We start from the raw sequence: 23,046 nt of genomic DNA, 5'->3' as shown, positions 1-23,046 counted from the left end.
CTCTTTGCGAATCGCTCATGTTGTCATCCATCTGGCGTTGTTACGAATGCTTAATACTCTGTTAAGTTTTCGTGCCGATAGCTTAACGAAACGTTTGAAACTACACATAAACCGGAACTATCGGCCGCGTCGGCTTACCTGTTTCGTACGTTCATGTATACTCCTCTCGAAACGGACCGCTTGGTCATTTCGAAACATGCGAAGCACTGGATGAACCGTTTCCCCTTTGAGAGAAATGTTACCAGGGAACTGGAACTATCAGTTCATAAATTCTGTCGAAATCGCCTCACATTCGTTAAATAATGCGAAATTTTGAATACAATTGTTCATGGCTGTCTGCAATTGCTTTGTTGGCTTTATGTCGTTTTCGTACCAAATGTTTTTAACAACGAGCGTCCCGGCTTTTCGCTCCGCGATTACCTCGGCTCGTCCAATGAAGTTTTCTCCGTATAATAAAGGCAACACATAATAGCCGAATTTCCGTTTGATTGCAGGCGTGTAAATCTCCCAGGTGTAATCGAATCCAAACAATTCTTTGATCAGTTTTCTGTCCCATATAAAATTATCTAGTGGGGCAATCAGCTCGCAGCGCCATTTCGGCGCTGGATTTTGCAGAACGGCTTCAATAAGCGGCAAGTCCTCTGCGCGGCAATAAAGTATATCCTTCATTTGCTCCACGGAAACAGCAACAATGTGAGCTTCGTGCAACAGTTGGCGGAAAACCTCGTTGCGCTGCTCCGCTTTCAATCCCCATATATTAAGCCAGGCATCGGATGCGCGATTCCATAAAAGTCCGACAGCGCCGATTCGACGCAGTACCCGCCACTTGTGATGCTCAAGCTCGCTCTCCAGCGGCTCCGGCGCATTCAGCAGTTTTGGCTGTATGTACTTCCCGGCGATATCGTAATATTTACGCGTTCCTTTTTTATGATGTATAATCAACTCACCTGTCGAGTACATCTGCTCCAGCACCGACCGGGATGAATTGTTTCCGCTGCTCCAGTGGATTGCCGATTGCCAAGCGAAATTTCCATCCAATTTAAGATCATCCGAACTTAGCGCACCGTGATTTTGGATGTCAGCACGTACTTGCTCTATCAATGCTTCCATTTGGGGATAGCGCTTGGCATGTTGTCGGGCGGCCTGCCTGTACCGCTCAAAATACGGCCAGTCCTCGACTGGGATAATGGCCAAGTTCTTGTCGGGATAATCGACAAGGATTCTATCTTGATACAGCAACTCGGCGAGCATGTTCTTGGAAAATCCTTTGATTCGCGACTGCAACACCAGTTCGGCGTTTTTTCCGCAAACATCGATAGGATCGAATTGAATACAGCCGACCTGCCGCACAAAATCCAATACTCCTTGCTTTCCGGTAAAACGATATTCGCCTAACAACCCGTGCTTCAATAACAGAAATTGCCGTGCCTGGCGGTTCGTCAATTGGATCATGTACACATCGGCTCCTTAACGAAACAAACGGGAGCCGTTTGCACATGATAATGAATGGCGAGATTACTTATCTTAATAAAGTAACTATTTGCTTCTTTCCATAATGATGGTATCCATTGGGAAGCTTCATTTGAAAACCACTTTCCTAATTTTCCAATTATCGAAAATTGCTCTTTATCAATGATTTCAACCAAGCCTTTTCCCCCTAACCGTTGGAATACAATAAACAAACACATGTTCCCAACAAATATTACCATTATCTCAAGCATAAAAACAATAGCTATTGAAAAATACTGCCCATTAAAGCAATGAAGCTGCCGATTGCCGCGGCAGCTTCATCTTAGTTGTGTATTGAGCTAAAGTTTCCTGTTATCGTAATGATTTACTGCCATCCGACGAACTACTTTCGCAGGTGTGTCCACCTGAATCCGCTAACTCGAAATGCCTCTGCTTACCGAGGACGGTGATAACAATCTTTGTGTGAACATGTACGAGGTCCATTTCTACGTAGCTCTAACCGAATACCAGTTCTTTTTCAGTTTTTTCACTTCCATAAAGTCTCCGCCAATAAGCATTTCATCAGGGGCGCTATCATTAGCGGTATAAATAAAACCAGCCATATTACCTAATACTCCACGATAGGTAAAAAAAAGAATCTGAGCACTCTGTCCGTATCCTTCAACCCTAATCTCACCACCGCCTTTGGAGAGTTTCTTATATTCCTCTGGCAAACGAATCAATAATTCATTATGAGATACATTCGGTTTCAATGAACCCTCCAATACCATTCGAACTACATTTTCTCTTTCTTCCTTATTGAAACGAAAATCGAAATCTAAAACTATTGAGGTAAACGGAATAATTAACACCAAAATAAAAATAATTAGATTCAACAAAAAAGGGATTCCGTTTCTTGCCCTATTGAAGGATTTACTTACCTTAAAATACACAAAAACAATCAGTGTGCAAATAAAGAAAACAATATAACCCAGTATTTCAATAAATGTCGCAAAAAAGGGAGTGAGGATATCTACTAAAGTCAAGCGATAGATATTCAGAAACAATATGATCATTGATCCAATTATTGCGATCGAAAGCATGAAATAGAATATTATATTCGATTGATCTTTTTTAATTTGCTCTATTTCATCCTCCATGCGACACCTCCATAACAAAAGTTTTTTAAGTAAATCTCCTAAATCGTCTTATTTACGAACATCACGAAATTTCCATATTTAAGGTATTCTTGATGTATATTAACAATCCTTCCCGTTCAATGAAACGCTAACATAAGACATATTTTTTTTGTTATTATACATTTATTTTTAAAAATAGCTTCACATTCAGCAGCTATTAAATTGTGTTGATCAAAATGTCACAACGAATAATTTGCTAACAGACAAACATATCATCTTAAACCTCCTTTCTCGTTTTTCTTTAGACGTTTCCAATAAATGTTATGTTGCGTTAAACTGTCAGATCGTTTAACAAAATAAGCAGGCTACCGCAGCACCTGCTCATTCATATGTGTTTTTGAACTATCGTACCAAGGAAGCATAATAAAGCAGGGTCAGTCTAATCCTTTATTATTATAGTCTACAACTAGATTTGATTTATTGCGGAAAATGGAATGGAATTATTTTCATTCCTTTTTCAAAACAATCAATCTTTGTTTTAAATCTACAACAATTGCAAGCAAAATAAGCATCGTTCTCATCGCATACGATAACGAATAAAGCAACAAAAAGACCAAGGCGATCGCCTTGGTCTTTTTGTTGCTTTAATGATAGCTATTCTTCTAGCTATGGAATTCCTGACCATCATGAACAGCTTTCACATAACCCGCACGAATAACGAAATCTCCGAAATGCTCGCCGGAATCACGTTCTTTAGCGTATTGGTTAATGATCGGACGAAGCGTGTCCAAAATCTCGGTTTCATCAATATTTTCACGGTAAAGCTTATTGAGTCGATCACCGGCATGGCCAGCACCCATATACATATTGTATTTGCCCAATGCTTTCCCAATAAAAGAAATTTCGCCGAGCGCCGGTCTTGCACATCCGTTCGGGCATCCAGTCATCCGAATGTTAATTTCTTGGTCGCGAAGTCCCGCTTCATTTATGATTGGCTCTAGCTTGTCGATAAGAGCCGGCAGATATCGCTCCGCTTCAGCCATTGCAAGGCCGCAGGTTGGCAGAGATACGCAGGACAAGGAGCTTCTACGAAGCGCAGAATGATGTGCACCATCCGTAAGGCCATATTGCTCGACCAATTCTGTAATTTTACGTTTTTTCTGACTCGTTACATTGCCGATAATTAAATTTTGGTTCGGTGTAATGCGGAAATCGCCTGTATGAACTTTTGCAATCTCTCTAAGTCCAGTCATTAACGGATAACCTTCCTGATCGTCAATCCGTCCGCTTTGGATGTACACCGTCAAATTCCATTTGCCGTTGCTTCCCTTCAACCAGCCATAACGGTCGCCGTTATTCACGAATTGGTAAGGACGTACATCCTCGAGCTGCCAGCCCAAACGGTTTTGCAGCTCCGACTTGAACCATTCAATACCGTGGCGATCAATCGTATATTTGAATCTTGCGTTTTTCCGAACGGAACGGTTACCGTAGTCACGCTGAATCATAACGGTTTTCTCGGCAAGTGCAACAATACGCTCCGGCGGACAAAAACCGATAACCTTACCGAGCTGCGGATAAGTAGCCGTGTCGCCATGCGACATGCCCATGCCGCCGCCAACCGAAATATTAAAGCCTTTTAGCTTACCATCTTCAATTACGGCAATATAACCAATATCCTGTGAAAACACGTCCACGTCGTTATAAGGCGGAATGGCAAAGCCAATTTTAAATTTACGAGGCAAATATACCGGTCCGTAGATCGGTTCAACCTCAGCTCCGTCTTGCTGACCGTCAATGACCTTCTCGCCGTCAAGCCAAATCTCATGATAAGCGCGGGTACGCGGTGCCAAATGGTCGTTAACCTGACGTGCCCAGTGGCTTACCTCTCCATGTAGATCAGATTGAAACGGATTCGGGCTGCACATGACGTTACGGTTTACGTCGCCGCAAGCAGCAAGCGTTGTCATCAGCTCGTCATTGATTTTTTTCAGGGTCGGCTTCAGGTTCCATTTCAATATGCCGTGCATTTGAAACGTTTGCCGAGTCGTAAGACGAAGCGTGCCATTGCCGTATTTATGAGCCAGACCGTCCATAGCGAGCCATTGCTGGGATGTGGCTACACCGCTCGGCAATACAACCCGCAGCATGAATTGATAGGCAGGCTCGAGCTTCTGGCGTTCACGCTCATTGCGCAAATCCCTGTCATCCTGCATATAGCTCCCGTGAAACTTCAACAGCCGGTTGTCATCCTCAGGCAAGCCGCCTGTAATTGGATTTTTCAGCGTTTCTACCAATGCTCCGCGCAGGTAGTTGCTTTCGATCTTAATATGCTCTACTTCACTTGGAGGCCCGCCGATTGGCTTAACCATTTGTTCCTTTGCCATTGTTGCTGTCTCCTCTCGCAATCATTCGCGAACTCTCGTTGTTTTCGTTATTTATTAATATACGTCGCGCTGATAGCGCTGCTGCTCCTGCATATCATCCAGATAAGCGGCTGCTTCCTCTGCGCTTAGCGAGCCCTCCTGCTGGATAACCGTCAACAATGCGGAATGCACATCATGTGCCATATGCTTCTCATCGCCGCAAATATAGACGTGGGCCCCTTCTTGCAGCCACGCGTACAGCTCTTTGCTGTTCTCAAGTACCCGCTGCTGCACATAAACCTTCTCTTCCGTGTCACGTGAGAAAGCAACGTCCAGCTTCGTCAGGACACCGTCTTTAAGCATCCGCTGCCAATCGGTTTGGTACAAGAAATCGGTAACGAAATGGCGGTCGCCGTAGAACAACCACGATTTCCCTTCTGCACCCAGCTCTTCGCGTTCCTCAAGGAATGAACGGAACGGAGCAACGCCTGTTCCTGGTCCAATCATAATGATCGGCGCATCGGAGTTAGATGGCAGCTTGAAGTTCGGGTTTTGTTGAATATAGATCGGTAGACTGTCACCCGGTTGGACTCGGTCTGCGCAATGAATCGAGCATACCCCGTAGCGATCGCGGCCATGCGCCTCGTAGCGGACTGCTCGGATCGTTAAATGAACTTCACCCTCGTTCGCTTTGAAGCTGCTTGCAATGGAATACAAGCGAGCCGGAAGCTTGCGAAGTATCGTTACGAATCGGCTTGCATCTGCTTGCCATGGTCCAAAGTCCTGTACAAGATCAAGCAAATCACGGCCGCTTGCATATTCTTTGAGTGCTTGTTCGCTGCCTGGCGCAAGAAGCTCGTGGAGTCCAGCGTTATCCGTAAGCTCTGCTGCTTGCGTAAGGAGCGGTTTAGTCAAAGCGGTAATCTCATAATGCTTAAGAAGAGCATCGCGCAAAGAGCCTTGCTCATTATTCTTATTCACTGGAACGATTTCTTCAGGATTGAAGTTCAGTTCACGAATAATGGCGTCTACCAATTCAGGGTGGTTCTCCGGATAAATCCCGAGACTGTCTCCTGGCTCGTACTGCAAATCTGAACCTTCAAGCGACAGCTCCAAATGACGTGTTTCCCGATCTGATCCGCGGCCATTCAGGTTGAGGTTCTCAAGCACCTCTGCCTTAAAAGGATTCGTACGTGAATATGCGGATTGTACGGCTGACGATTCCATAGCAGGCGCCTGAACAGCTGCTGCTGCACTCGAACCGCCGCTAAGACGCTCGTTCAAAGCGCTAATAACTTGAGCCGACCATTGTGCAACGGGCTCATCATAATCAAGATCACAATCGACACGCGGGCTTAAGCGTTTGCCGCCAAGCTCCTCGAGACGCTGATCGAAATCCTTGCCTGTTTGGCAGAAAAACTCATAGGACGTATCTCCTAATGCAAGAACGGAGAAAAATAGATTGTCGAATTGCGGAGCACGCTTGCTATTTAAGAATTCGTGTAAAGCGCGTGCATTATCGGGCGGTTCGCCTTCGCCATGAGTGCTGACGACGAGCAATAAGTTCTCGACTTTTTTCAAGCCGTTCGTTTTGTATTTGTTCATGGCAGAAAGCGTGACCTGCATGCCCTGCTCTTCTAGCTTGCGCGCCATACCTGTCGCGAGTCTTTGGCAATTGCCTGTTTGGGAGCCGAATAGAATGGTTACCTCGCGCGATGCTGCCGGAACTTGGCTAACGGAAACCATTTCTTCTAACTTAGGCGATTCTGAAATGGCCTGTACGACGGCCTCTGCTGATGGCGTGCCAGCAGCTGCTTGACGGGCAAACATATACCCTGTCAGCCAAACTTGCTGAGACTCGGTTAGTGTCGGAAGCAGGCGATTCAATAGATCGACTTGCTCCTGGTTAAACGGACTGTTCGTTACCTGAAGTTGCAACAATATCCACCTCTCATAAACATAAAATCATCATTTTCATTCATCATCAATTCACGGTGTGCACATGGCACTTTTTCTGTAGTTCAATATTACTTAACCTAACATAATCAGACAAAACCTTCAACGACCCGCTTCCGTTCAAAATCACCTATTTTTATACAAATATCAACAATTGGCTTATAAAATAAAAAAATCAGGGCATTTCGCCCTGATTTCTACTGGTTTATCAGAAAAATTAATAGCTTAGATATAAATTAATGATAGATGTTTATTCATGTTTTTTTCGCCATTTTTTCTAATTGAAAATGGTTCTCGACGATTTGAGAAAACCAGTGATAATGGCTATCAATTAAGCTTGATTTTTCGCTGGGTTTTGTATCATTCGACATTTAAAAAAGGATAAAATAAAAGAGTGCAGCTAATGCAAATCGATAATAGGCAAACCAGGAAAGCTTGATTTTTTTCATCATGTTAATGAACGTTACGACTGCGATCATGCCTACGATAAAAGCTGCGATTAAACCAATTAGAAACAATGGCAAATCTGCTGTCGTGAGAAACTCTCGGCTTTTGAGAAGATCGATTCCGCTTGCGCCAGCCATAATTGGAACAGAGACCAGGAAAGTAAATTCCGCTGCCGCTTTCTGGCTTACACCAAACAGCATGCCTCCCGAAATGGTGGAGCCTGATCGTGAAAAGCCCGGCCACAAGGCCAAAATCTGGAAGCAGCCTACCGCGAATGCTTGCTTGTATGTAATATCATCAAGCTCTTCCGCCGTCGGCTTCTTCCGGACCCGATCTGCAATGATCATCAGTACGCCGCCTGCGACTAAGCCGATTAATACTTTTTCGGCCGCGAACAGCTCGCCTTTGATGAAGGAATGCAGCAGTACGGCACAGGCGCCAGCAGGCGCCATCGCCACAATAATATGCAAGGCATTCAGCCCCGAGCCTTTGCCCATTTTGAAATTAAGCAGGCTTGCAAACCGCTTTCGGTAAAGCACCAGTACCGCGAGCACGGCACCGAATTGAATGACGACCTCGAACGTTTTGGCCCGGTCGCCTTTGAAATTCAGCAGCTCCGCCGTCAGAATTAAGTGACCAGTTGAGGATACAGGTAAAAATTCCGTCAACCCTTCAACAATACCCATAATGATCGCGGTAATTAAATCGCCCAACGCCCGATCTCCCCCTCGGTAATCCTCTTATTCATTTCCATAGATATAGCTTATGCATGTCCATAGGTGCCCATTTCATTTTCATGAAAATCGGTTTGAATTTCAATTCTGCGAATACGGTTATCATCACGTTCACGGATGGTGAAGGTGATGTTGTCAAATACCCAAGGCTCACCGACGGGAAGCTCTGGCTTCAAGTTAAATAACCAGCCGCCGATAGAATCAACTTCTTCGCAGGCAAGCTCTGTGCCAACGGCTTCATTCACCTCAGTGATAAGCGCTTTTCCGTTGACCATATAACGCTGCTGCTCCAAAAACTCGATTTCTTTCACCTCATCCTCGTCGAATTCATCGCGGATTTCCCCAACAATCTCCTCGATAATATCTTCGATCGTAATTAAGCCCGCCGTCCCGCCGTATTCGTCAAGCAGGACAGCGATGTGAACCCGCTCCAGCTGCATTTTGCGAAGAAGCATATTGATGGGCATCACCTCAGGTACGGACATGACCGTTTGCAGCAGAGAGGAGACCTCTACATGACGGTCTTCCTCATACCGAAGAAAAAACTGCTTCGTGTTCAATACGCCGATAATGTTGTCTTTGCTGCCCTTTGCGACCGGGAAGCGCGTATACTGCTCTCTTTTAATCGTTGCCAAGTTTTCTTCACGTGTATGGTTCGCATACAAGCACACCATATCGGTTCTTGGGACCATTATTTCACGAGCGAGCCGTTCGTCGAAAGCAAAGATGCGGTTAACATAGCCGTATTCGCTTTTGTTGATTTTCCCGCTTTCATAGCTCTCGGACAAAATAATCCGAATCTCTTCCTCGGAATGCGCTTCATGCTCGCTTGCCGGCTTCAAACCGAGCAGCCTGACCAAGTAATTGGCAGATCCGTTAAGGAGCCATATAAACGGGAACATCACCTTGTAGAACACGATTATGATCGGTGCAGCCCATTGGCTTACTTGCTCTGGCTTAATGATAGCAAGCGTCTTAGGCGCAAGCTCGCCAAGCACCACATGCAAATATGTCACGAGAATAAACGAGACGATAAACGAGAGCACGTTGCTGATATCGCCCTCAATATGTAAACGATCGAAGATAGGATGCAGCACAAGCTCAATCGTCGGCTCCCCTAGCCATCCTAGGCCGAGAGCTGTAATCGTAATACCGAGCTGGCAAGCGGATAAATAACCGTCCAGCTTGTTAGTGACCTGCTCGACAGCTTTTGCGTTTTTGACCCCTTCTGCAACCATTTGATTGACACGGCTTGAACGCATTCGGATAATTGCGAATTCAGTCGCAACGAAGAAAGCGGTAAATACGAGCAGCAGCGCGAATAGACCTAGCTTTAAAACCATACTGTTCTCCCTTTTGGGCAACTGGAGATGCGATTAGTAGCCTACCTCTACCGATGCATTCACGATATAGATCAGATCGTTTTTATCATCTTTATCCGGTAGAACAATTCCGCTGGTCGTGAGCATTCCGCCATCCATCACTTCGATCGTGACTTGGCCGTAAGGCAATACAGCCCTAACCTGCTCTAGGTCAAGCAGCTCATGATCGCATGGAAGCGCGAGCCTGACGCGCACCTTCATGTTATCAAGAGACCCTCCCGGCAGCACTGACCGAATTCCTGGCATAGAATTATGATGAATGGCGTTCTGTACCGCACGTACCGATGCCTTCGTTATGTTCTGACCATGAAGGTCGCATCCCATGCCTATTTCTATAAAAAATAAGTTGTCCACTTAACTATCCTCTCCTTTTCCATGATCGTTCATACCTGATGCAGCCTTACCACGGCACGTCGTCTTTGCTCAATGGCGATTCCCCGGCAGGCGTATAGCTGTATCCTGAGTCCGCGTCTTCAGCAGGCTGCTTACTGCCGATCCGTGGCATCACATCAACCAAATCCAGCGGCTGCACAAGCTCAACAGGCGACATCCCCTTATCGAACTGGAACGAATCACCCTCAATGACAACGACGTATCGGCCATTATGCTTGGCGAAATGAATGCTGTCCCCGAAATCGGCCAAAAGCCCCTTTACCGTCACATCGCCCAGCTTGAACGAAAATGGCAGATCAGGCTTTTGCTCAACCAATGCGGCAGCGGCAGTCTCCACCTGCTCCGGCGTCCACCATTCCTGAAGGTCCCGCTTCTCGCTTGCCGCCCATACTTCAACCGCATTTTCTTCCTCGCGTCGTTCGGAGCTCTCATCCTCCTGCCATTTATCAGCTATATATTGATGAACCATTTCAACAACCTGTTCACCCATTACTTCAGGCAGCGGCTTCTCGTACGATACGTATTTCAAAAAATCCTCGAAATACCGCGCATGTGAGGCTTGATGGATTTTGAGTTCCCAATGCTCCAGCATGCCTTCCTCCGGCATATGCGGATATTGAATCGATTTGATGCTCCGCGCGCTTATGGCCATCTCAACCTGTGAGATCAGATTTTTCTCATCGGATATTCTCGCTATTTTCGGTTCAAAATCACATTTCAGCAAAAATAAAAAAGGTTCGTCGAAATACGTATTCAGCTTCGATAACGCAATAATAAAGGCACCTCCGCGAACAGCGCTCGTATCCATGTAGATACGCACGAGCTCATCCGCTATGCCGATAAACCGCTCTTTGGAGTCGGCATCACGAAGTCTTTGAAACAGATTGTAGTTTTGATTGCTGCCGAGCTCGTAGCCAGGCTCTACCATAAACCTGCCGATCTTGGTTGGCGCTCCCGCCGAATTCGGATTGCGCTCAACCTTGCGTTTCACGATCCGTTTAAATTCGTCATCCAGAAACCTTTGAATTTCGCTATCCTCATAGGTATCCTCCTCCAGCGTCTGGTAATGCTTATACCGCTTGCCAGATGAGGCCGCACTCTCCTCCCCATCGGTATGTATAACGAAAAAGGATAAATATTGCATGTTAAAATCCACGTTTATAATTCCTCCAAGCGAGCTGATGTCATCTCCTTAGGATAGCATATCTCGTCCCTTCGTAACATCAGGCGTGAGAACCGCGAACAATTATAGCGCTGTACGAGTATTCATGGCAAATTAGCCGCAAGCGCACGGGTTATCACGATAACTATGCTCCATCGCTCATTCCAAAGACTGAATAAGGGGGTCGAAAGAAGCATAATCCAATGTGCCCATTCTCCTCGCAGCGTTTCGAGCATGACTTGCCGATAGTAAGGCGATTTGGCCGCGGATAGATTTTTTCGAGCATGAATTGCCGTAGTAAGGCGGTGTGACCTCTTATAGATTTTTTCGAGCATGAGTTTTAGATAGTAAGGCAATGTGGCCGCTGATCGATTTTTTTGGCAAATGGAAAAATCCGGCCTACATTCATATGTACTGAGGGATCTGCCGAATAAACTTGCACAGATTGGAGGTTTGTCGCCTGAGGACAGGGAACGGTTTATCCGTTATTGGCTCATGCCATAGGCAGCACCTGCCGTACTGTCACAGCTTATTTGCGTGCAAATAGGTCTAAGCATTCACTATGTTGAGGGCGGTAGGTACAATATCGCACGCGGCATGCTGAAGCTGCTGGTCGATCTCGACGTCGAGGTTCGGTTCGAACGAACAGTGAAGTGCTTGAGGTCATAACGGAGAATGTTCATGCCAGCGGTGACCGTCTTGAGATCGGAACCACTGGCCGCGACTTACTGGGTTGCAAGCTTGAAGCAGTGCCGGCGCATAAAAGCATTCTTAGCCATCATACGCATAGCGCTGCCCAGATTACGAAGCTGGAAAAAAACGCGCTACCGTTACCTGCCATGTCATGTTGATTACCGCCGGCTTGAATAGGGAAGACATCTCTAAGCAGGCAGCTATTTAACCATCAGTAAGGCAACGGTTGTGAACGGTAAATTGGCGTCCGTTCAATATCGTCATAGCTCCGATGCCAAATGCCTGTCGTTGCGGGCGACATTGGAGGGATAAGCCACGACCATCGCCCTGTTACAGCCCTGCCCTTCTCTTGCTCCTGCTTCTCGAAGCGCAGAAACTGTTCAGCTGCCGTATGATGATCAACGATGCTAACGCCGTGCATCTTATAAGAATGGAGCACGGCTATATTTAGTTCAACAAGCGCGCGATCCTTCCAAAGTGACGTATTCGTTGACATGTCAAAGCCAAACAGCTTAGCTACGTTAGGCAGCTGATCATAGCGGTCCGCATCTGACAAATTTCTTGCGCCGATCTCCGTTCCCATGTACCAGCCGTTGAATGGAGCGGCTCCATAACAAATGCCTCCAATCTCCAGCTCCATGTCCGAAACAAAGGGAACACCATACCATTTCAAGCCTAAATCCCCGAAGCCGTCATGGCTCGGATGCGTCAATGCCACCTCAATCACGCTATCTTTAGGCAATTCAAACCACTTCGGCACCTCATTGCCCTTCTGGATGACAAGCGGCAATACATCAAAGCGCGTGCCCTCGCCACTCCAACCAAGCTTTTCGCAGGCGGAGGTGAAAGCCAGCGACGATGAGTCGCCTACAACCTGATCCTTTTGCTTGTAGCCCGCGTAGCGCACGAGCTGATGATTCCAAATCCTCATGCTGTTTTTAGTGCCTCGGGCCGGCAAAATCGTGATCGTTGGACGAATTCTGCCGCGATTCGTAGCAAAGTCGATATGCTGAATAATTCGTTCCGCAGCTTGATGCTCATCCATCGCATCGCGTGCATCGAATACCTCCAGCGTCTGCCAAAATATTCTGCCGATGCATCGATTATTGTTGCGCCAAGCCATTCTGGCTCCATGCTTCAGCTCTTCGTAGGTATGCTCGTAGCTCCCAGTTCGCTCGATTTGTTCCAGAACCTCGTCAATTCGGCGCTTTGCTTCCGCTTCCGTTTTCTCAAGCTCGAAATAAAGCTCGCCTAAAAATACGGCAGCATCCCTCGAGAGCTGTGTTTTTGTCATCGTTGTCAAGTTGTCTTCTCCTCGTTCTCATCAAGCTTAATCAGTATTCTCCGTTTTCGATATAACATCGTAGCCGCTTCCGCCACATCGTTCAGCATGCCTCGATTGATGAAGGCGCCGAACAGCATGCCGGCTACCGGAATCATTTGGAACAGTTTTTTCCAACCAAAATTATCGCGGTATACCGTTACGACTTCACGCCAGCCTTGCAGCTGCGACATCATTTGCTTGCTCCCGCTCGCATTCTCGTAGGAGCTAAGCTCCTCTATAATCGCTTTTTTGCCAACAATGTCCGATGATGCGAACTGCATAACTTTTACTGCGAAAACGCGCTCTTCCTTTAACTTCGGATCGAAGCCGTAACAGATCGCAATTTCTTGTATTACCTTAAGCGATAAACCCAGAACAGCCGGAATATCAACCGCTAATGTGAAAATGCCGCCTATTCCAGTCGTCGCTCCTTGAAGCGTCGCCATTGTGGAACGGCTTGAGGCAAGTTGAACCGCCGTTTCATTCATAACGGCAAGGGGCATTTGCGCCGCATGTTCGAGTGTAAGAACTTGTTCCTCATCGCCTTGTGTAAAACCGCTATGCGTGGCATTCCGCTGCAGCCGTTCGATAATAGAGCGTTCTGAAATGAGGTATTTACCTCCGTTTTGAATATAGCTGCCAATCTCGTCCACTGCTTGACCAAGCTTATCTTGTATGAATTTTGGTGTTACTTTATCCAGCAGCATAAACGGCAGCCGCCCAAGCTTTTCCCAAAACCATAAATCCTTCTGAGCTTTCTCCCATGCTTCGATTTCCTGCAAAGAAGCCTGCAGTTGCTCTTTTGAATCATAGACTTGTGCCATATCGCCACTCTCCTCTTTTGCAAATAATACGAAGCTAGCAGAAATCGGATTCGTTGTTCACATGATTGATCTATTTGTAATGAAATATTCGTGGCAGGCATACGCAGAAAACATCAATGACCGCCGCGATTGCCGCGGCGGTCATTCAATAATCATGAATCCTTCTGCAAAACTCTCCATTCGAATCCTTCTGTCAAGCTTATTCGCCTAGAAGCATAGTCAGCTCCCCGCGGTAATAAAGCTTTAGCTTGTGCAGCGCACGCGTACAGCCCACATACAGCAGCTTGGCATCAAGCGGCGAATAATTCTCAGCACTCGCATCTGCGATTAATACGGCATCGAACTCGAGCCCTTTGGATAAGTAAACGGGTACGACTGACAAACCGCCGCCATATGCCGGCTGTTTGCTTTGCACGAGTGATGCATCCAGACCATTCTCCTGCAAATACAAGTGAATCGTCTCACACTGTAAAGCCGTCCGACCAATGACAGATATGGTTTCATATTCGCCTTTAGCCTGCCACTCCCGAACGGTTATGGCAATGGCTCGAAGCCATTCTTCTCCCGTCACCGGCTCCGCGATAACCGGATCGCCGCTGCGGAATACCGGGACGGCAGGCTTAACCTCGCCAATCATACTGCCAAGGATTTTATTGGCGAATTCAATAATTTCCATCGTAGAGCGATAGGATCGATTCAGCTCGAAATAGCCTAGCTGCTCCTCCTCGAACAGAGCAGTAAGCTCACTCCAGCTTTGCACGCCTGCATAAGCGTGAATGCCTTGCTGCAAATCCCCTAATACGGTCATCGAAGCTGTTCTTTGGCATAGACGCAGCACCTCGAGCTGAAACGGTGAATAGTCTTGGGCTTCATCGATGACGATATGATCAAACGCCTGCTTCGGAAGTCCAAAAAGCTGAAGCTGGATGTACGCGAGCGGCGCCAAATCCTCTGCCGCAGCAACTTCTTTTTTCAGACGCTCCGCTGTCGCAGCCGCGATCCGCTTCGGAATACTTGCGACCAGCTGCTTGCCGCTGAACATCGAAGCATACAGCTGCAGCGCCGTATAGGCAGGAATCTTTTTCGTGAAGCTGTTGAATTTGGCAAGCGCTTTTGCCCTTATCTTTTTGTCTGCGATTCCCTTCATCTTCAGCTCGGATTCCATCCAGCGGCGAATGCGGCTGACTAGACGGTCGCGTTTTTTCATCAACGTTTCATCGCCATAGTCTGTTTCATACCACTCGCGCATTTGCTCCGGTGAGAGCTCCAATCGATCAATCGGCATGAACGGAATGACAGGAACGATGCGCTGCTCGACATCGGCAATCCGCTCGTCTACGATCGCTTTAAAGTCCAGGCTTCCTTTAAATCTGCCCGAAGCTTGCTCGATCTCCTCTGCGGTACGGCGCTCCTCGAACCAATACGACATGGCTTCCGAAGCATCGCATACGGAGATAGTTTTCTCCAGCAGCTCAACCGTCCAATCGCTGAATGTCGTTTGCTGAATATCGCCTACGCCTAGCTCGGGCAATACGCCTGATATGTAGTCGAGAAACATACGGTTCGGCGCGAATATAATCATTCGTTCCGCTCGCATCCTGTCGGCATATTGATAGAGAAGAAAAGCGAGCCTATGCAGCGCAACGGTTGTTTTCCCGCTTCCCGCAACGCCTTGAATAAACAAGGCTTTGCTTCGATCCGCACGTATGATCCGGTCCTGCTCGCCTTGTATGGTCGATACGATGTCACGCAGTTTGTTGTCTTTATTCTCTCCGAGACGGTAGAGAAGGAACTCATCCGTCACAGAGCCCTCTTCCTGACCTCGCACATAGCTGTCTACCAGCCTTACAATTTCACCTTGGCGAATCATAAAGTTTCGTTTCAAATGAACATGCCCTTCGATTTGCCCGTCAGGCGACTCGTAGGATGCAGGCGACTCGCCTCCCGTGAAGGAGTAGAAAACGCTGGCGGCTGGCGCCCGCCAATCGATGACAAGCAGCTCGTTGCTGTCTTTCTTCGCGACGCCTGCTTTCCCAATATATAACGGCTTCTTCTCGCCATCCGGAAGCTCTTCAAAGTCAATTCGGCCAAAATAAGGCTCACGCCTCGAAATTTCCAGACGCAGCCTTCGTTCCTCTTGCTGTAAATCTAGCATTTGCTCTGTGAAATCATCACCTTTGTAACGCGGACCAATCGCCTGAAGCTGTGTCATAATATCGTTGAGCGAATTCGTTAATCGATCTTGTTCTTCTTGATAGGCACTTTGAACTGTCAAGTCAGTTACCTCCTAAGTTATGGTATACGAAATAAAAAAGAGAAGCCCCAATATACCATAGGTCGGCTTCTCAAAGCAATTAAGAGTTCAGCGCAGTCCCAATCAGCCAAACGGCCCCCAGTACGAGCAATATATTCAGTCCAAACAAGAATGGGATGCCTACCGTAAATGATCGATGCTTCGTCTTGTGACGGTAAGCTTTCATGGCAAGCCAAGTACCGACGGCACCGCCGACCGCGCTAAGCAAAAAAAGTTTTTTCTCCGGAACGCGCCTGCGCTGCTTTCTGGCACTCTTTTTATCCATGCCCATCAAAGAAAAGGTATACACATTTATAACGAGCAAATAGGCAGCTAAAACATAATAAATCGCAGCCATAGGTCACATCCTCTCCAAGATCTCAGCTGTCACCGGAACCGAAGCGATCAGCGCGGCCTCGGCTTCGTCCGGTTCGTAGGTATTGCCGCATAAGGATCATCTGGCCAATAATGCTTCGGGTAACGTCCTTTTAAATCCTTTTTCACATCAAAATAGGCATTCTCCCAAAAGCTTCCCAAATCACGCGTCACTTGCACAGGCCGCTGCGACGGTGACAGGAGATGGAGCGTTACCGCAAGTCTTCCTCTTGCCAGCCTCGGCGTTTCCTTCAAGCCGAACAGCTCCTGTAGACGGACGGCAAGTACGGGTGACCCAGGATCACTGTAATCAATCGGTATGCGTGAACCGCTCGGGACGACATAATGTGTCGGCACTTGCTCGTCCAGCTCCTGCTTCTGCTGCCAGCTAAGCTTGCTCTCAAGCAGCTGCTGCATAGGTAGCCTCTGGAGATCCGTTCGGCTTTTCATCCCGATAATATGAGGCTTCAGCCATTCATCAACCGTTTCCAATAGCGCTTCATCTGTGCCATCTGGCCAATCCTTGCCAGCATGGGACATGAGCAGCATTCTAGCCTTTAATTGCTGTGCAGGTTTGCTCATTGGCAGAATCGCGAACCCGGCTTGCCGAACCACGGCAAGGATGACCTCGGCCACTTTATCCTCATTCGGCTGCTGCAGAATGGATTCTTTGACGATCAGAGCGCCAAGCCGAAGCCGTTTGCGGGCTCTAACAGCCTGGGCTGTTGTATCCCACTCAATAACCTCTTCATTCATAAGCTTGTCTTTCAAATACCGTTCCAGATCCGCTTGCTGCAGCTCGGCAGCTATCCGAATGCGGCTTTCCCCGCCTGAATCGTCAAGCTCGCAAGCAGCCAGATAAGAAAAGAGTGACAAGGGCTGCTGCTCAGGAAGTGCAGCTCCTCTTCCATTCGCCAACAGATATCGGCCATCGCTGCGGCGCTGAGCAATCCGGTCCGGGTAGGCAAACGCAAGAAGAACACCGATTGGGACAGCTTCAGTACCGCTAAGCTTGGCTGTACCCTCGACATTCGAAGTAGCAAGCCGCTCCCATTGCGCTGCTTGCAAAGCGATCCGCCGAACTGCCGCGCTCGCAGGATGCTCACCGCTGCCCTCCCTATGCTTAGACAATTGATGCAACAGATCAATGCGGAGCTGCAAATCCACATTGCGTTCCTGACCCATCAGGTCGCGCTCATTCAGCAGTGCCGCCGCCTCGCTGGCTATGCGTGCGTCACCAAATTCAGATGCCCGAATGATCATAGCGCCGAGCCGCGGGTGCAAGCCGAATTTTGCCATCTGGTGTCCGCTTGCCGTAGGCTTCCCTTGTGAATCAATGGCATTCAGCTGCAGAAGCAGCGATACAGCTTGCTCGTATGCAGCTTCCGGAGGGGCAGTCACCCATTCCAGTTCAGCTGGTCCTTGTACGCCCCAAATGGAGAGCTCTAGTGCAAGCGCAGCTAGATCAGCCTCCAGCAGCTCCGGCTTATTGTGCTCTGGCAAGTAAGGATGCTCCTGCTCCGTCCATAGCCGATAGCATGTCCCGGGAGAGAGCCTCCCTGCCCGTCCTCGCCGCTGGTCAGACGAGGCTAATGAAACAGGCACCGTCTCCAACCGACTCATGCCGGTGCGCGGTGAAAAACGCGGAATACGCATGAGGCCGCTGTCGACTACGATCTTAACGCCTTCAACCGTTAAGCTTGATTCCGCAATGGATGTCGCTAACACGACTTTTCGCTCGCCAACGGAACATGGCGCAATTGCCGCATCCTGCTGCTCCAGCGGCATGCTGCCATGAAGCTGCTCAACGCGAGTCGATAGCGGCAGACCAAGCTCCTTCAGCTTCCGTGCGGTACGTCTTATTTCGGCTGCGCCAGGCAGAAAGGCAAGCAAGTCACCATCCTGGGAACGCAGCGCATCAAGAATTAGAGAAGCCATTCGCGGTTCCAACGGCCCGCTCTGTTTCTGCGGAAGATAATGCGTGATGACCGGAAATACCCGTCCTTGGCTGCGAATAACAGGTGCTTCGCCTAGCATCGCAGCAATAGGGGCGGCATCGAGCGTAGCGGACATGACGAGCAGCCGCAGATCCTCGCGCAATAACGTCTGCGACTGCAAGCAGAGCGCAAGCCCTAAGTCGCCGTGCAAATGTCTTTCATGAAATTCATCGAATAGGATGGCTCCGATATGCTCGAGTGCAGGATCCTCTTGCAGCATTCTCGTCAGTACGCCTTCTGTTACCACTTCTATACGCGTACGCGGACCTACGCTCGTATCCATCTTTACACGGTAGCCAACCGTTTGGCCTACTTGTTCACCCAGGGTGCTGGCCATAAACTTGGCAGCAGATCTTGCTGCCAATCTTCTCGGCTCCAGCATGATTATTTTTTTGCCGGACAACCATGGCTGATCCAGCAGCGCAAGCGGTACGCGCGTCGTCTTTCCCGCTCCTGGCTCCGCTACCAATACCGCATTCGTACCGCTGCGAAGTGCCTCAAGAAGCTGTGGCAATACCGAATCAATCGGCAATTGCATGGGACTCATCCTAAATGCTCCTTTGCCAGTAGACTACTTTGCCAATCGACTAACTACTTCACAATTCGAAGCATCTGCACAACGGGACGGTTGTCGCCTGGAAGGGCGGTTTCGCTGCTCAAAAGCTGAGAAGAGCCGTCACCGTCAAGAAAAATGCCGTCTACAAGCTTTCCGCCGCCAAACGTCTGAACGATTGCTTCCCTAAAATCGGACAACGAACTTTTCGTTTCGCTCACGATTAAATATAAGGTCCCGTTAGCATCGTACACTGCCGCAGAGCGCAAGCGGTCATCCTCCGGGAAGGGGGCATTCTCTTTCGCAGCCTGCTGCATCCAATTGGCATCATCTCCCAGGCTCATGCTAATGCCTCCCTGTGCCCAAAACCGCGTATGATCCTTCAGCTTAAGCTCTGACGCTTGGCTCGCAACCTGTACGCTGAGCTGATCGGAAGCCCCATCCCAGACGAGCGTTCCCCGGGCGTACTTCACATTTTCGCTGCCCGTTCCGAAATTACCGATTTCCTTGTTGACTGGAATGCTGTTAACGACACCGATGCTAAGCAATTGGTTGCCATAGAAGAATCCTCCGTTTATGCCAACCTTGCCGGAAAGTGTTACATTATTATTGATGGTTTCCAACGTAACGTAAGCTGGCCGCGTCTGCAGCGCATGCAGCTTTATACCATTCTTCGAGGTTTCTGTCATATACGTATAATGCAGCGCTTGCTCCGACTTCAGTAAATTTGCCTCGTTTCGGTTTCCGAGCGCGATAATCATAAGATAGAGCATAATAACCAATACAAGCACAAGTCCAATCATGATACCCGCTATGGTTAACCTCTTTTTTCTGCTCAATCGAACAGGCTCCTTCATCTCCATAACAGACCTATCTCCTAACACCTATTTATTTAAACCAGCCTTTGCTGCGGAACCATGCATACATGCTGAGACCAATTACAAGCATAACGATAATAACCGCAAAATACCCGCCGCTCCATTCGAGCTCCGGCATATTGCGGAAATTCATGCCGTAGATGCCAGCTAAAAACGTCAATGGCATAAATATGGTTGTAATGACCGTTAACGTCTTCATGATCGTGTTCATTCGGTTCGAGTTATACGAAATGTAGTTATCGCGCAAATCTGCCGTCATTTCACGGCTTGAATCCATCATTTCCGAGAGCTTAAGCAAATGATCATATATGTCATGGTAAAACGCTAAATATTGGTCCATGCCTTCAATGCGATCCGAATTGGTCAGCCTGTACAGCAAGTCGCGCATCGGAACGATCGTTTTGCGCAAACGGAGCAGCCTTGACCTAATGTTAAATATATCGGTCATCAGTGTCTGGCTTTGTCCGTCGTCATTTCCTATTTCCATATCCAGCAGCTGATCCTCGAGTTCATGGACTGCTGGGAAGTATTGATCCACAAGCTTGTCTATCACCAGGTAGGCGGCAAAAAGCTGGCCCTTCTCTCCCATTTTGCTGCTCGTAAGCAGCTTGCTTCGCGCCTCCTCGATTTCAGGCGAAGGCTCATAATGAAACGTGACGATGAAATTAGGACCTAAAAACAAATTGATTTCATTAACGGTCAGCGTTTTTCGCTCTACCTCATGCAGCACAAAAAAATGCACATCTTCATAATGGTCAATCTTAGGACGCTGCAGCAAATGATAGCAGTCCTCGATGGCCAGCGGATGGAAATGGAAATAAGAGTCGAGCAGGCGGCACTCGTTTTCCTTCGGATTGTTGAAATCGACCCAATACCAATCAAGCTCCGTTGATTTCAAATCATCGATGGTCAGATCGGTCAACCATTCCTTTTGCTTTGTGTAACCAACAATGCGTATCAAAGGATACGTCCTCCATTCTGCTTCTCGCAACAACTATAGCTAAGCCTAGTGCTCAACTCCACCATTTTACACGATAAAAGAGCATCTGTAATCTCACGCTATTCTTCGTGCTGCGTACGTGTCGCTTCAACGACTGTTCTGTACACGGCTTCGCCAATGCTGCAGCCTATGGTCGTAGCCGCGCCTGCATAGGCATGAACGGCATTCCAATCTAACCGCTGGCTGACTCCGATTACGACTGCATCCGTTGTCGTTCCGGTAGCTATTTGACCAGAAGCATGCTCAATGATGCCGAGCTGCTGCATTGCAGCAGCCTTCGCTTCGGTGGCGGTAATAATGGCATTCACCATCGCCGATTCTGTCATTTGCCCATCAATCAGAAGCACCGTATTTATCGTTCCAGGGGCATAAGCCGAGAAGGTATCACGCCGGGTTCCTGCCCTTGCCGCATTTCGTGTCCCAACGGTCGTGCAGCAAAGCAGGTTAAAGCGATCGCCTGCAATCTCCGTGACCGATGCATGCGTAAGCTTGGCCGCCGTAATCAAACCAACCGTGCTGGCTGGTTCAGAGCCCCATATAACGAGCTGATCCATCATATCTTGCACCGGGTCAACACCAATGTAATCCAGAGGCACCTTCCAGTTTACGATACGGCTTGCAAACGAGAAGCCTCCTGGCAGAATGGCACTGCTTAGAACATGCCAGCTCACGCTGCTGCATATTTCCATTCGATCCTCGAGCAGCCTGATGTCGACACCGTTTAACAGCTTCGATCCATAGTGTGAGCCTTGTCGAAAAGGCTGTGCCATTACACTTCCTCCTTCATATTGCACCCGCGCGAAAATAGGTCAACATTCAGCTTTTCTTCGTTTTTCCCTTTATGGCTAGTCGATATCGACGACTATTCAGAAATCTTACTAAGCGAATACTTGTTGCGCCGACCATTTAATTAATCTAATTAATTATAATAATATGACTTATGAATCGACAAGTTTTTTATTAGCCTCATTAATTATCTATAATCATCTATGTATCGACAAACATTTACTTAACGCCATTAATAATTGTTCGTTTTGCATGCGCAGCTTAATCGCAACCCGAATATATGTATGATCTAACCCTGGGAACCGCGACGCGTCGCGAATGAGTACGCCTTGCTTGCCCATCTCAAGCTGAAGCATGCTTGCGCTTAGGCCTGCATCCTTCGGAATTCGCACGAGCAAGTAATTGGCTGCGCTCGGATTCACCACGAAGCCAAGCGCCTGCAATGCGGCGGTAAGCCACGTTCGTTCCTCTTGCAGCCATAACAGGGTACGCTCGGCATATTCGGTTTCATCAAGAACAGCTTCACCGATTTGTTGGGCAAGGGAATTCACACTCCAAGGGATTTGCAGCCGTTTTAATCCGCTTAATGTTCGAGGCATGCCGACGATATAGCCCAACCGGATACCAGGGACGGAATAAAACTTCGTCATCGATCGGATAACAAACAGCCGTTCATTTCTTGTCGCTTCATGAATGAGACTGTACTTGGCTTCATCTGGCACAAAATCCATAAACGCCTCATCCACGACGACATACGCGCCACGGCTAAGAAGCGCGTGTATGAGCTCGGGATCTACCAGTTGTCCTGTCGGATTGTTAGGCGAGCCAAGCATGAACAGCGAGCCTGCCGCCGCAGCTTCACAAAGATGCTCGAAGTTCGAATGCAAGGTGAAATGGTTATGCTCCGACAGCTTAATTTCATAAATGGCGCCGCCAGTTTTTCGGATCGCATCCCCATACTCATCGAAGCACGGAATGGCGAGTGTCGTTAATTTAGGCTGCAACGCCCGTACGATGAGATCAATCAGCTCGGCAGCCCCATTACCGACTACGATTGAATTCTCGTCGATTTGATGCTTCTCTGCCAGCTTTCGACGCAGACCCCGTACGGCAGGATCCGGATATTGACCAATCGTTTCCGTGTAATGATACAGCACTTCCTTCACGCTTGGCGGTGGACCAAACGGATTCATATTCGAGCTGAAATCAACGAATTTCTGTGCGGGTATATCAAATGCTTCCTCTGCGGTCTTTAAATCGCCACCATGACCGTATCTTTCCAACATATCAACTTC

The 23,046-nt window shown here is 48.0% G+C and carries 19 protein-coding genes; all 19 read right to left on the bottom strand.

Annotated features, from left to right (window positions below; genetic code table 11):
• Nucleotides 1-258: 258 nt before the first annotated feature.
• A complete protein-coding gene (locus AB4Z29_RS04395) occupies nt 259-1,452 on the bottom strand; it encodes a winged helix-turn-helix domain-containing protein (RefSeq protein WP_441941872.1) in 1,194 nt (397 codons plus the stop codon).
• On the bottom strand, nt 1,449-1,646 hold the full coding sequence (locus AB4Z29_RS04390) for a hypothetical protein (RefSeq protein WP_441941871.1): 198 nt from the start codon (nt 1,644-1,646) through the stop codon (nt 1,449-1,451). The genes AB4Z29_RS04395 and AB4Z29_RS04390 overlap by 4 nt, the downstream gene beginning before the upstream one ends.
• 309 nt (nt 1,647-1,955) lie before the next feature.
• Nucleotides 1,956-2,609 carry a hypothetical protein gene (locus AB4Z29_RS04385; protein WP_441941870.1) on the bottom strand — a complete coding sequence of 218 codons (654 nt, stop codon included), beginning with the start codon at nt 2,607-2,609 and terminating at the stop codon, nt 1,956-1,958.
• Nucleotides 2,610-3,250: 641 nt separating this feature from the next.
• A complete protein-coding gene (gene cysI / locus AB4Z29_RS04380) occupies nt 3,251-4,975 on the bottom strand; it encodes an assimilatory sulfite reductase (NADPH) hemoprotein subunit (protein WP_441941869.1) in 1,725 nt (574 codons plus the stop codon).
• 54 nt (nt 4,976-5,029) lie between these two features.
• Complete coding sequence (locus AB4Z29_RS04375) at nt 5,030-6,892, bottom strand: assimilatory sulfite reductase (NADPH) flavoprotein subunit (RefSeq protein WP_441942015.1); 1,863 nt, start codon at nt 6,890-6,892, stop codon at nt 5,030-5,032.
• 389 nt (nt 6,893-7,281) lie between these two features.
• Nucleotides 7,282-8,070, bottom strand: coding sequence for an undecaprenyl-diphosphate phosphatase (locus tag AB4Z29_RS04370; protein ID WP_441941868.1), 789 nt, complete (start codon nt 8,068-8,070; stop codon nt 7,282-7,284).
• 50 nt (nt 8,071-8,120) lie between these two features.
• Complete coding sequence (locus AB4Z29_RS04365; protein WP_441941867.1) at nt 8,121-9,434, bottom strand: hemolysin family protein; 1,314 nt, start codon at nt 9,432-9,434, stop codon at nt 8,121-8,123.
• Nucleotides 9,435-9,467: 33 nt separating this feature from the next.
• The gene (locus AB4Z29_RS04360; protein ID WP_441941866.1) at nt 9,468-9,827 is read right to left on the bottom strand and encodes a Lin0512 family protein; all 360 of its coding nucleotides are present in this window, start codon (nt 9,825-9,827) and stop codon (nt 9,468-9,470) included.
• A 46-nt stretch (nt 9,828-9,873) separates the two neighbouring features.
• Nucleotides 9,874-11,022, bottom strand: a complete 1,149-nt coding sequence (locus AB4Z29_RS04355; RefSeq protein ID WP_441941865.1) for a DUF3900 domain-containing protein — start codon at nt 11,020-11,022, stop codon at nt 9,874-9,876.
• A gap of 110 nt (nt 11,023-11,132) precedes the next feature.
• Nucleotides 11,133-11,363 (bottom strand): hypothetical protein, encoded by a 231-nt coding sequence (locus AB4Z29_RS04350; RefSeq protein WP_441942014.1) that lies wholly within the window; start codon nt 11,361-11,363, stop codon nt 11,133-11,135.
• A gap of 569 nt (nt 11,364-11,932) precedes the next feature.
• A complete protein-coding gene (locus AB4Z29_RS04345) occupies nt 11,933-13,015 on the bottom strand; it encodes a nitric oxide synthase oxygenase (RefSeq protein WP_441942013.1) in 1,083 nt (360 codons plus the stop codon).
• A gap of 5 nt (nt 13,016-13,020) precedes the next feature.
• Nucleotides 13,021-13,869 carry an EcsC family protein gene (locus tag AB4Z29_RS04340; protein ID WP_441941864.1) on the bottom strand — a complete coding sequence of 283 codons (849 nt, stop codon included), beginning with the start codon at nt 13,867-13,869 and terminating at the stop codon, nt 13,021-13,023.
• A gap of 199 nt (nt 13,870-14,068) precedes the next feature.
• Nucleotides 14,069-16,144 carry a HelD family protein gene (locus AB4Z29_RS04335; protein WP_441941863.1) on the bottom strand — a complete coding sequence of 692 codons (2,076 nt, stop codon included), beginning with the start codon at nt 16,142-16,144 and terminating at the stop codon, nt 14,069-14,071.
• Nucleotides 16,145-16,223: 79 nt separating this feature from the next.
• Complete coding sequence (locus AB4Z29_RS04330) at nt 16,224-16,520, bottom strand: DUF1294 domain-containing protein (RefSeq protein ID WP_441941862.1); 297 nt, start codon at nt 16,518-16,520, stop codon at nt 16,224-16,226.
• A 47-nt stretch (nt 16,521-16,567) separates the two neighbouring features.
• Complete coding sequence (hrpB, locus tag AB4Z29_RS04325; protein WP_441941861.1) at nt 16,568-19,081, bottom strand: ATP-dependent helicase HrpB; 2,514 nt, start codon at nt 19,079-19,081, stop codon at nt 16,568-16,570.
• Between the two features lie 44 nt (nt 19,082-19,125).
• Nucleotides 19,126-19,926 (bottom strand): phosphodiester glycosidase family protein, encoded by an 801-nt coding sequence (locus AB4Z29_RS04320; RefSeq protein ID WP_441941860.1) that lies wholly within the window; start codon nt 19,924-19,926, stop codon nt 19,126-19,128.
• Between the two features lie 49 nt (nt 19,927-19,975).
• Entirely contained in the window at nt 19,976-20,926 is a 951-nt protein-coding gene (gene corA / locus AB4Z29_RS04315; RefSeq protein WP_441941859.1) for a magnesium/cobalt transporter CorA, read from the bottom strand.
• Nucleotides 20,927-21,024: 98 nt separating this feature from the next.
• The gene (locus tag AB4Z29_RS04310) at nt 21,025-21,735 is read right to left on the bottom strand and encodes an adenosylcobinamide amidohydrolase (RefSeq protein ID WP_441941858.1); all 711 of its coding nucleotides are present in this window, start codon (nt 21,733-21,735) and stop codon (nt 21,025-21,027) included.
• A 213-nt stretch (nt 21,736-21,948) separates the two neighbouring features.
• Entirely contained in the window at nt 21,949-23,037 is a 1,089-nt protein-coding gene (gene cobD / locus AB4Z29_RS04305; RefSeq protein ID WP_441941857.1) for a threonine-phosphate decarboxylase CobD, read from the bottom strand.
• Between the last annotated feature and the right edge of the window lie 9 nt (nt 23,038-23,046).

It is taken from the genome of Paenibacillus sp. 2TAB23 (genome assembly GCF_052115165.1).
Classification (GTDB): domain Bacteria; phylum Bacillota; class Bacilli; order Paenibacillales; family Paenibacillaceae; genus Pristimantibacillus.
This window is presented reverse-complemented; position numbering and strand designations above follow the sequence as displayed.